Origin of the sequence: Aeromicrobium sp. (assembly GCF_050700635.1) — a bacterium.
Classification (GTDB): domain Bacteria; phylum Actinomycetota; class Actinomycetes; order Propionibacteriales; family Nocardioidaceae; genus Aeromicrobium.
Genome location: NZ_JBOHDT010000041.1, coordinates 1 through 10,413, shown reverse-complemented (window position 1 = coordinate 10,413; position 10,413 = coordinate 1). Strand labels below are relative to the sequence as shown.

Below are 10,413 nucleotides of genomic sequence, written 5' to 3'. Positions count from 1 at the left end.
GCTGAGCCCGGACTCGTCGCGACACCCGGACCTCGCTTCTTCGGATTCGTGATCGGAGGGTCGCTTCCTTCGGCGGCGGCCGCCGACATCCTGGCGACCGGCTGGGACCAGTGTGCGTTCAACGGTGTCCTGTCACCGGCCGCGATGGCTGCAGAACGCGTGGCCGGCGACTGGGCCAAGGAGCTGCTGGGCATCCCGATGGGCGCCTCGGTCGGCTTCGTGACCGGCGCCCAGGAGGCGAACACGGTCGGTCTCGCCGCCGCGCGTCACCACCTGCTCGCCGAGCGCGAGTGGGACGTCGAAGAGGACGGTCTTGCCGCGGCGCCCCGCGTGCGCGTCGTCGCCGGTGAGGAGAGGCACGCCACGATCGACCGGTCACTGCGACTGCTCGGGCTCGGAAACCGATCCGTCGTGCCGGTTCGTGCCGACGCCAATGGAGCGATCGATGTGGAGCATCTGGGTGAGGTCCTGACCGACGACCCGGACTCGGCGACGATCGTCTGCCTACAGTCCGGCAACGTCAACACCGGTGCGTGCGACGACCTCGAGACGGCGTCCGCGCTCGTCCACGAGCTCGGCGGGTGGGTGCATGTCGATGGAGCCTTCGGCCTCTGGGCCGCCGTGGCGCCCCGGCTGCAACACCTCACCCGCGGAATCGAGCTCGCCGACTCGTGGGGCTGCGATGCCCACAAGTGGCTGAACGTCCCGTACGACTCAGGGCTCGTCTTCGTGTCACGGCCGGACGTCCATGTGGCGGCGGCGTCCTACACCGCCGCGTACCTCACTGGATCTGGATCGGGGACCCCGGCTGGCGCCGACCTCGTCCTCCAGTCGTCGCGGCGTGCCAGAGGTTTCGCCGTCTGGGCGGCGATCCGCGAGCTGGGCCGCAGCGGAGTCGCCGACCTCGTCGAACGCACCTGCCACCTGGCCAAGCGGTTCGCCGACCAGCTGCGTGAAGCCGGTGCGGAGATCGGCAACGACGTCGTCCTCAATCAGGTGCTGGTGCGTTTCGGAGACGACGAGACCACCGACGCCGTCGTCGACGGTGTTCAGCGTGACGCCACGTGCTGGATGGGCGGGACGACGTGGCGAGGACGGCGCTACATGCGGATCTCGGTCTCCAACCACAGCACCACCGAAGCCGACGTCGACGCCTCCGTCGCGGCGATCCTGGGCGTCTGGCGGTCCTAGGCGAGGGCGTTGGCGACCAGCAGCTCGACGTTGCGGTCGGCTGTCGCGCCGCTCCTGCCGGAGTCGCGTTCTTGCGGGTCGTTCGCCGACAGCTCGCGGGCGAGCGACGCGAGGCCGAGGGTGTTGCCGAGCTGACCCCCATAGGCAGCGGGAGCTGCGTGGTCGACCATCGTGGCGAAGATCGACAGCGTGCCGTCCTTGTTGTCGACGAGCTCGACGAGGCGCGACTGCTGCGGGAAGTCGACGTGCGACGCGGTGTTGATCTCCCAGAAGCCGGCCGCCGCGCCTTCCTTGCGGTGCGCGATGACCTCGTTCTTGTGGGTGTGCCCGTTCACCCACGCCACGACGTTCGGGTGCTCGAGCAGCAGCGTCCGGATCGCCGCGCCCAGGACGCGGGGCTGGAGGTCGAGCCCTGTGGCGACGAACGGATTGTTCATCGACGCGATGGTGTGGTGACTGAAGACCATCACGTACCGGTCGGTGCTGGTGGCCAGGATCTGCGCGAGCCAGTCGAACTGCTTCTGGTCGATCGATCCGTCCGCGTAGCCGTTCGGGTTGACCGAGTCGAGGACCACGCCGCGAACGGCGCCCTTGTCGAACGTGTAGTACGCGGTGTCCTGGCTCCGGTTGGTCTGGGTGAAGCCGTGACCGTTCGGGGTTCCGGTGGTCTTGAAGTGCTCCTCGACAACCTGCTTGCGGCTCAGCACCGTGCGCTTGGCATCGGCGGTGACGGGGTCGGCCGACGTGAGTGCCACCGCACCGAGCAGGGGAGCGGCGTCTGCTGACGAGAACGCCTTGACGATGTCGGCCTGCGACAGCCCCGGCGGGACCGAGGTGACCTTGAGCGGCCCGGTGGCCACCACCGTGAGCGGGAGTGTCTGCGGGAAGTTGCCTTGCACGAGCCCGTCGTGGTTGCCGAAGACACTGAACCAGGGCATCTTCAGCCCTTTCGGCTTGAACGGGCGACGGGCGGCGTCGAGGAGACCGGCGACGTCAGGGAAACCGAAGTTCGTGTGGTAGAGGTCTTGCTGGTTGGCCGGACCGGGCTCGGGATGCCAGTAGTGCGGATCGTAGTGCTTGCGGTCGGCGACTCCCTCGTACTTCGTCAGGTCGCCAGAGTCAGGTGTGACCAGGGTGCCGTCGAGCACGTCGATGTTCCACCGCACCTCGTTGAGCTGGGCGTTGTCGGCGTTGTCGCCGGTCTGGATGGCGAACGACAGCGGCGCGCCGGTGACCGGTCCCTTCCCTATCTGGTTGATGGCGCGCACCATGGCATCGCCGACCTGGGTGGTGAGGATCTCCTGAGGTCGGTACGCCGAGACGAGGAGCCCGATGGTCGGGTCGCTGTCGCTGTACTTGTCCTCGAACCGGTCGACGTACTCCACCCGGGCCGGCGACTGGGCGTCGACGACGTGGACGTCGGTGAGGTGGGCGAAGGAAAGCACGGCGGTCCGCCGGCCGGCCCGCCCGGCGTCCGCATCCGCCCCGAGATCGGTACGGACGACGTGCGGTTCGCCGGCCTGCCGGATCACCGGCCGGTAGCCACCGGCGCCCGGTGCCCCCTTCGCGAAGGTCGACTCGAGCGTGGTGAACATCGGCGAAGCCACGTCGGGAAGGGCCCAGGCCGAGCCGAACCGTCCTCCCAGCGCGACAGCGCCACCGACCACGAAACCCGATCGGATGAGGTCACGGCGCGACAGTGGCATGACTCTTCAACGATGCAGAGGGCAACGGGTTACCCCGCGGTTACTTGTGCGCTGGTCAGGGGTGTCGCGTCAGCGGACGCCCCAGGCGTACGTCTGCTTGACGAGACGCAAATACACGAACGTCTCCGTGGTGACCACGCGATCGATCGATGAGACCCGGTCGGAGATGATCTCGAGCAGCTCGTCGTCGCTCTCGGCCACCAGCTCGGCCAGGATGTCGAACCGGCCGGTCGTGATCACGATGTAGTCGAGCTCGTCCATCTTCGCGAGCTCGTCCGCGACCTGCTGCACGTTGCCGGTGACCTTGATGCCGATCATCGCCTGACGGGCGAATCCCATCTGCATCGGGTCGGTGACCGCGACGATCTGCACGACACCGCCCTCGATGAGCTTGTGGACCCGGTGCCGCACGGCTGCCTCGGACAGTCCGACGTCCTTGGCGATCGACGAGTACGACATCCGTCCGTCGCCTTGAAGGAGCTCGATGATGCGCTTGGCGGTGTAGTCGAGGTTCGGCCTCCCCGTCGCAGCCAGCTTGCGATCCGTCATGGAGGACATTCTGCCAGACTGCGAAGTTGCGTTTTCCATGAGAGAACTGACTGCGTGCAGTGGAATCCCTTGTCGGTGACCCCCATTGTTGCGATTATTAGTCGTGCAGATGAAAGGTACGTTCATGACAGAACTCGATCGCCGGACGTTGTTGCGAGGGCTCGGAGGGCTGGCGGTCATCGGCGCCGGCTCCAGTCTTCTGAGTGCCTGCGGCACCCCCGAACGCAAGCAGGACGCCGCGAAGTGCGTCTCGAAGGACCTGTCCGCCAGCGAGAAGCAGCTCGTCATCTCCAACTGGCCGGAATATCTCGACGAGGGCAACAAGAACACCCTCGCCGATTTCGAGAAGGCGACCGGCATCAAGGTCGACTACACCGCCGACGTCAACGACAACGACGAGTTCTTCGCCAAGGTCCAGAACCAGCTCGGTTCGTGCACCACGACGAAGCGCGACATGTTCATGCTCACCGACTGGATGGCCGCCAAGATGATCCAGGCGGGCTGGATCCAGAAGCTGGACGCGGCCAAGGTGCCCAACCTGCACGCCAACCTCATCAGCGGACTGGAAAACGTCCCCTGGGACCCGAAGCGTGAGTACTCGGCACCCTGGACGAGCGGCCTCACCGGCATCGCCTACAACAAGACGAAGACCAAGGAGGTGAAGTCCTTCGACGAGCTCGTCACCCGCCAGGACCTCAAGGGACGCATCTCCCTGCTGCAGGAGATGAACGACACGATGGGCCTGATGCTGCTCTCCGAGGGCGCCGATCCGTCCGACTTCACCGACGCCGAGTGGCAGACGGCAATGGACAAGCTCCAGAAGGCTGTGGACGACGGGCAGATCCGCTCGTTCACCGGCAACGACTACATTCAAGACCTCGCTGCAGGCAACGTCGTCGCCTGCGAGGCGTGGTCCGGGGACATCGCGGCGGCCGAGGACGAGAACCTGGTGTTCGTCACGCCGGAGGAGGGGCTCATGATCTGGTCGGACAACATGCTCGTGCCCAACAAGGCCGACCACAAGGGCAACGCCGAGGAGTGGATCAACTTCTACTACGAGCCGGAGGTCGCAGCGAAGCTGGCGGCGTACATCTGGTACATCTGCCCGGTCGAGGGTGCGAAGGAAGCCATGGAGAAGGTCGACCCCAGCCTCGTCGACAACGAGCTGATCTTCCCCACCGACGAGACGCTCTCGGTCAGCCACCCCTTCATGGCACTCGAGGGGGAGAAGGACCGGGAGTACCGGGGAGCCTACGCCGATGTCATTGGTGGGTGACGCGGCGGACGCACCGTCGGCCGCCGCCCGATCACGCTCCCTACGGCTGTCGAATCTCACCAAGGAGTTCGCCGCGTTCACCGCGGTGAAGGAACTCGACCTGGAAGTTCCCCAGGGTTCGTTCTTCGCACTCCTCGGGCCGTCCGGCTGCGGCAAGACGACGACTCTGCGCATGGTGGCCGGGCTCGAGACTCCTTCGTCCGGCACGATCCACCTCGGCGACACCGAGGTCACGTACGAGAAGCCGTACAAGCGGCCGGTCAACACCGTGTTCCAGAACTACGCGCTGTTCCCGCATCTCGACGTCGCCGAGAACGTCGCGTTCGGCCTCAAGCGCCGCGGTGTCTCGAACGTCAAGCAGCAGGTCGGCGAGATGCTCGAGCTGGTGGAGCTGTCCTCGCAGGCCGGCAAGAAGCCGGCCCAGCTCTCCGGTGGCCAGCAGCAGCGCGTCGCGCTGGCCCGCGCGTTGATCAACAAGCCCGAGGTCTTGCTGCTCGACGAGCCGCTCGGTGCGCTGGACCTCAAGCTGCGCCGCTCCATGCAGCTCGAGCTCAAGCGCATCCAGACCGAGGTCGGGATCACGTTCGTGCACGTCACGCACGACCAGGAGGAGGCCATGACCATGGCCGACACCATCGCGGTGATGAACGCCGGCGAGATCGAGCAGATGGGCGCGCCCGACGAGCTCTACGAGAACCCGAGGACGACATTCGTCGCCAACTTCCTCGGCCAGTCCAACCTGATCGAGGCGGACATCCAGGGCCGCGAGAACGGTCAGGTCGAGGTGCGTGTGCAGGGCGCCCGCGCCTCCGTTCCGGGTGACCGTGCCCACTCCGACTCCGGCTCGGGCTGGCTCGGCATCCGGCCGGAGAAGGTGCTCATCGCTCAGACAGGGGAGCCGATCGACGCGCCGGGCGACGTCATCACCGGCGGCCATGTGACGGACGTCAGCTTCGTCGGAGTCAGCACCCAGTACACGGTCAAGATGCAGTGGGGCCAGGAGCTGATGGTGTTCGAGCAGAACACCGGGTCCCGGGCCATGCTGCCGGTCGGCACCCAGGTCGACGTCTCCTGGCACCCGGAGTACGCCTTCCTGCTCGACGCGAGCCAGGACGTGAGCGCCGGCATCGAGGAGGATTAAGGACGTGGCGACGCTCGACGATGTTGCCGTGGGGCGCAAGTCGCGGCGCAGGCTGACGGGCTACTGGCTGATCCTTCCGGGTGCGGTCTGGCTCGCACTGTTCTTCGTGGTGCCCTTCTTCACGTTGCTCGCGTCGAGCCTGTACGACCCGAGCGGTTCGGTGCTCACTGGTTACTCGATGACATGGCATTTCCAGAACTTCCCCGACGCGTTCGCCGAGCACTGGCGCACGCTCTGGCGGTCGCTGTGGTTCGCCGGGGTCGCCACCCTCATCTGCCTGCTGATCGGCTACGTGCTGGCGTATGCCATTGCGTTCAAGTCCGGGCGCTGGAAGAACTTGATGCTGATCCTGGTGATCGCCCCGTTCTTCACCAGCTTCCTGCTGCGCACGCTGTCGTGGAAGCTGATCCTCGCCGATGACGGCTTCATCGTGAACACGCTGCAGTTCATCAACGTGCTCGGTCCGGACGGCAGGTTGCTGGCCACACAGGTCGCCGTCATCGCGGGCCTCACCTACAACTTCCTGCCGTTCATGGTGCTGCCGCTGTACGCGAGCCTCGAGAAGATCGACATCCGTCTGATCGAGGCGTCCAGCGACCTCTACGCGTCGCCGATCCGCGGCTTCTTCAAGGTCACGCTTCCCTTGTCGATGCCCGGCGTCGTGGCCGGGACGCTCCTGACGTTCATCCCCGCCGCAGGCGACTTCATCAACGCCGAGCTGCTCGGCAGCACGAACGAGCGCATGGTCGGCAATGAGATCCAGGAGCTGTTCACCTCGGTCGGCGACTACGCGGAGGCGGGTGCGCTGTCGGTCATCCTCATGGCGATCATCATCGCGATGGTGATCGTCTGGGTCCGTACGTCCGGCACGGAGGATCTCGTATGACCGCCCTGCAGAGACTGCGCCGGTGGATCGGAGAGCACCTCGTCCTGGCCCTCGGAATCCTGGTGCTGGCCTATACGTTCGTGCCGATCGCCATCGTGGTCCTGATGAGCTTCAACGACAACAGCGAGTCGCGGAACGTCTACGCCTTTCAGGAATTCACCCTCGACAACTGGACGAATATATTCGGTCCCGACCAGATGCTCGACTCGGTGCTCCTGAGCATCGAGATCGCGCTGCTGGCCACCCTGCTCGCCACGATCCTCGGCACCCTAGCCGCGTTCGCGCTGGTCAGGCACCGTTTCAGGGGGCGCGGCGCGGCGAACCTGATCATCTTCCTGCCGATGGCATCACCCGAGATCGTGATGGGCTCGTCGCTGCTCGCGTTGTTCGTCTCCAGCGGGTTCGGAGGCCAGCTCGGCTTCGTCACGATCTTCATCGCGCACGTGATGTTCTGCCTGTCGTTCGTGATCGTCACCGTGAAGGCGCGGTTGAGCGGCCTGGACGACAACCTCGAGCAGGCGGCCATGGACCTCTACGCCAACGAGTCGCAGACCTTCTGGCGCGTGACGTTCCCGCTCGTGCTGCCCGGCATCATCGCGGCGGCGCTGCTGAGCTTCTCGCTGTCGTTCGACGACTTCATCATCACCAACCTCAACGCGGGTCAGGAGCTGACGTTCCCGATGTTCGTCTGGGGGGCCGCTCAGCGCGGCGTGCCGATGCAGGTGAACGTCATCGGGACGCTGATGTTCCTCATCGCCATCTCGATCGTCCTGGCCGGCGAGCTCGGCCGACGTCGCCGCGAGGCTTAGGGCGCGTCCCCCTAGAGAAGGCTCTGCGCCTTCGTGAGGACGCTGCGCAGGGTCTGCTCCATCTCGTCGAAGTGGCTCTGCTCGGCGATGAGGGGCGGCGAGAGCTGGATGACGGGGTCGCCACGGTCGTCGGCCCGGCAGTAGAGACCGTGGTCGAACAGCGCCTTGGACAGGAAGCCGCGCAGGAGCTTCTCGGACTCGGCGTCGTTGAACGTCTCCTTGGTGGCCTTGTCCTTGACGAGCTCGATGCCGTAGAAGAACCCGTCGCCGCGTACGTCGCCGACGATGTCGAGGTCGAGCAGCTTCTCGAGCGTCCCGCGGAACGCGCCTTCGGTCTCCCTGACTTGCTCGTTGAGCTTCTCGCGCTCGAAGATGTCGAGGTTGGCCATGGCCACAGCGGTCGAGACCGGATGGCCAGCGAACGTGTACCCGTGCGCGAAGCTGTTCGTACCCTGAAGGAACGGCTCCATCACCCGGTCGGAGGCGATCATCGCGCCCAGCGGGGAGTATCCGGACGTCAGCCCCTTGGCGCAGGTGATCATGTCCGGCACATAGCCGTAGCGGTTGGAGCCGAACATGTCGCCGAGCCGGCCGAATGCGCAGATCACCTCGTCGGAGACGAGCAGCACCTCGTGCCGGTCGCAGATCTCGCGCACGCGCTGGAAGTAGCCCGGCGGTGGCGGGAAGCATCCGCCCGCGTTCTGCACCGGCTCGAGGAACACGGCGGCGACCGTGTCGGGACCCTCGGCGATGATCGCCTCCTCGATCTGGTCGGCGGCCCAGCGGCCGAACGCCTCCACGTCGTCACCATGCTCTGGAGCGCGGTAGAAGTTCGTGTTGGGCACGTGCACGGTGGTCGGCACCAGCGGCTCGAACGCCTCCTTCAGGGACGGGATGCCGGTGATCGACAACGCCCCGTGGGGCGTGCCGTGGTAGGCGATCTGCCGGCTGATCGCCTTGGTCTTGGTGGGCCTGCCGGTCAGCTTGAAGTACTGCTTCGCGGCCTTCCACGCGGTCTCCACGGCCTCGCCGCCGCCGGATGTGAAGAAGACGCGGTTGAGGTCGCCCGGTGTGTAGGTCGCGATGCGCTCGGCCAGCTCGATGGCCATGGGATGGGCGAACGTCCAGATCGGGAAGAACGCCAGCTCGCCGGCCTGCTTGGCGGCGGCCTCGGCGAGCTCCTGGCGACCATGGCCGACCTGCACGACGAACAGACCCGCGAGCGCGTCGAGATAGCGCTTGCCCCGCGAGTCCCAGATGTACATCCCGTCGCCCTTGACGATCACCGGGATGTCGTGGTCGTCGTCGTAGACACCGTGGCGGGAGAAGTGCATCCAGAGATGCCTCTTGCCGGCCTTCTGAAGGTGGTCGTAGTCGTCGCGCTGATCCATGTCGCCATTATCACGAGGCATCGGTTCACAAGACAAGTGAATTCGTCGCATCTTGGGCGATCGATGACGAAATTCGTTGCGTCCGAGCCGGTCGATGAGGTTGGATTGACCTATGGACCGAGCCATTTCGAACGTCATCAACGGAGAGCTCGTCCCGGCGGCGAGCGGCGATGCCTACGACGTGATCGACCCGTCCACGGGACAGGTGTACACCTCCGCGCCGCTGTCGGGACCCGAGGACGTCGATCGGGCCATGAGTGCCGCCTCGACGGCCTTCGAGTCATGGCGCGACAGCACGCCGTACGAGCGATCCCAGGCCATCCACAAGCTTGCAGCCGCGGTCGAGTCGCGCGCCGCCGAGATCGTCGACGTCGAGTCGCGCGACACCGGCAAGCCGAAGGCGCTCACCATGAGCGAAGAGATGTACCAGGCCAATGAGGTGCTCACCTTCTTCGCCGGTGCGGCCCGGGTGCTGGAGGGCAAGTCGACCGGTGAGTACATGCGCGGCCATACCTCGATGATCCGCCGCGAGCCGATCGGCGTGTGTGCGCAGGTGACGCCCTGGAACTACCCGCTGATGATGGCGATCTGGAAGATCGGCCCTGCGCTAGCGGCGGGAAACACGGTCGTGCTCAAGCCGAGCGACACCACGCCAGCTTCCACCTCACTGCTGGCCGAGATCGCCCAGGAGTTCTTCCCGCCTGGCGTCTTCAACGTCGTCTGCGGCGACCGCGACACCGGCCGCGCGCTGGTGTCCCACCCGGTGCCGCAGATGGTCTCCATCACCGGCTCCGTCCGGGCGGGCATGGAGGTCGCGGCCTCCGCAGCCGCCGACCTGAAGAAGCCGCATCTCGAGCTCGGCGGCAAGGCCCCGGTCGTCGTGTTCGACGACGCCGACCTGGGGGCCGCGGCCACGGCCATCGCCGAGGCGGGCTACTTCAACGCCGGCCAGGACTGCACGGCGGCCACCCGCGTGCTCGTGCACCCTGGTGCCGCGTCCGACTTCACCGCGGCGCTCACCGAGGCCGCCAAGGGCACGAAGGTCGGCCTGCCGGACGACGAGGACACGTACTTCGGTCCGGTCAACAACGAGCGTCAGCTGGCGCACGTCGGTGGGTTCGTCGACGACCTGCCCGACCACGCCATCGTCGAGACCGGCGGACACCGGGTCGAGGCCCTCGGCGAGGGCTACTTCTACGAGCCGACCGTGCTCTCCGGGCTTCTGCAGGACGACCGCGCCAGCCAGGAGGAGATCTTCGGACCGGTCATCACCGTCCAGAACTTCACTGACGAGGACGAGGCGGTCCGCTGGGCCAACGGTGTGCAGTACGGGTTGTCGTCGTCGGTGTGGACCAAGGACCACGGCCGCGCGATGCGCATGGCCAGGCGGCTCGACTTCGGCTGTGTGTGGATCAACACCCACATCCCCCTCGTCGCCGAGATGCCGCACGGCGGGTTCAAGCA

The 10,413-nt window shown here is 66.2% G+C and carries 9 protein-coding genes; 6 read left to right on the top strand and 3 right to left on the bottom strand.

What is annotated here, in order from left to right; genetic code table 11:
- Positions 1 to 1,191 (top strand): pyridoxal phosphate-dependent decarboxylase family protein (locus ACRDPN_RS02875; protein WP_431445815.1); only part of this gene is annotated, 1,191 nt, incomplete at its 5' end.
- Here the strand turns inward: ACRDPN_RS02875 and ACRDPN_RS02870 are convergent.
- Both ACRDPN_RS02870 and ACRDPN_RS02865 read right to left on the bottom strand, forming a co-directional pair.
- Complete coding sequence (locus ACRDPN_RS02870) at positions 1,188 to 2,897, bottom strand: TIGR03767 family metallophosphoesterase (protein ID WP_431445814.1); 1,710 nt, start codon at positions 2,895 to 2,897, stop codon at positions 1,188 to 1,190. The two genes, ACRDPN_RS02875 and ACRDPN_RS02870, sit on opposite strands and share 4 nt — an antisense overlap.
- A gap of 69 nt (positions 2,898 to 2,966) precedes the next feature.
- On the bottom strand, positions 2,967 to 3,446 hold the full coding sequence (locus tag ACRDPN_RS02865; RefSeq protein ID WP_431445813.1) for an Lrp/AsnC family transcriptional regulator: 480 nt from the start codon (positions 3,444 to 3,446) through the stop codon (positions 2,967 to 2,969).
- A gap of 124 nt (positions 3,447 to 3,570) precedes the next feature.
- Between ACRDPN_RS02865 and ACRDPN_RS02860 the strand changes: the two genes are divergently transcribed.
- The 4 genes from ACRDPN_RS02860 to ACRDPN_RS02845 are packed head-to-tail and all read left to right on the top strand — an operon-like array spanning position 3,571 to position 7,558.
- Complete coding sequence (locus ACRDPN_RS02860; RefSeq protein ID WP_431445812.1) at positions 3,571 to 4,722, top strand: ABC transporter substrate-binding protein; 1,152 nt, start codon at positions 3,571 to 3,573, stop codon at positions 4,720 to 4,722.
- Complete coding sequence (locus tag ACRDPN_RS02855) at positions 4,706 to 5,863, top strand: ABC transporter ATP-binding protein (RefSeq protein ID WP_431445811.1); 1,158 nt, start codon at positions 4,706 to 4,708, stop codon at positions 5,861 to 5,863. The genes ACRDPN_RS02860 and ACRDPN_RS02855 overlap by 17 nt, the downstream gene beginning before the upstream one ends.
- Before the next feature lie 4 nt (positions 5,864 to 5,867).
- The gene (locus ACRDPN_RS02850; protein WP_431445810.1) at positions 5,868 to 6,749 is read left to right on the top strand and encodes an ABC transporter permease; all 882 of its coding nucleotides are present in this window, start codon (positions 5,868 to 5,870) and stop codon (positions 6,747 to 6,749) included.
- Positions 6,746 to 7,558 (top strand): ABC transporter permease, encoded by an 813-nt coding sequence (locus tag ACRDPN_RS02845; protein ID WP_431445809.1) that lies wholly within the window; start codon positions 6,746 to 6,748, stop codon positions 7,556 to 7,558. Before ACRDPN_RS02850 ends, ACRDPN_RS02845 begins: the two co-directional genes overlap by 4 nt.
- An 11-nt stretch (positions 7,559 to 7,569) precedes the next feature.
- Here the strand turns inward: ACRDPN_RS02845 and ACRDPN_RS02840 are convergent, their stop codons facing one another.
- Positions 7,570 to 8,949, bottom strand: coding sequence for an aspartate aminotransferase family protein (locus tag ACRDPN_RS02840; RefSeq protein WP_431445808.1), 1,380 nt, complete (start codon positions 8,947 to 8,949; stop codon positions 7,570 to 7,572).
- A 112-nt stretch (positions 8,950 to 9,061) separates the two neighbouring features.
- Here ACRDPN_RS02840 and ACRDPN_RS02835 point away from each other — a divergent pair.
- Positions 9,062 to 10,413, top strand: a 1,352-nt coding sequence (locus ACRDPN_RS02835; protein ID WP_431445807.1) for a gamma-aminobutyraldehyde dehydrogenase, incomplete at its 3' end; no start/stop codon positions are given.

Coding starts and splice junctions, on each gene's coding strand:
- ACRDPN_RS02870 (WP_431445814.1), bottom strand. CDS start 2,897: ATGCCACTGTCGCGCCGTGACCTCATCCGATCGGGTTTCGTGGTCGGT.
- ACRDPN_RS02865 (WP_431445813.1), bottom strand. CDS start 3,446: ATGACGGATCGCAAGCTGGCTGCGACGGGGAGGCCGAACCTCGACTAC.
- ACRDPN_RS02840 (WP_431445808.1), bottom strand. CDS start 8,949: ATGGATCAGCGCGACGACTACGACCACCTTCAGAAGGCCGGCAAGAGG.
- ACRDPN_RS02855 (WP_431445811.1), top strand. CDS start 4,706: ATGTCATTGGTGGGTGACGCGGCGGACGCACCGTCGGCCGCCGCCCGA.
- ACRDPN_RS02845 (WP_431445809.1), top strand. CDS start 6,746: ATGACCGCCCTGCAGAGACTGCGCCGGTGGATCGGAGAGCACCTCGTC.
- ACRDPN_RS02860 (WP_431445812.1), top strand. CDS start 3,571: ATGACAGAACTCGATCGCCGGACGTTGTTGCGAGGGCTCGGAGGGCTG.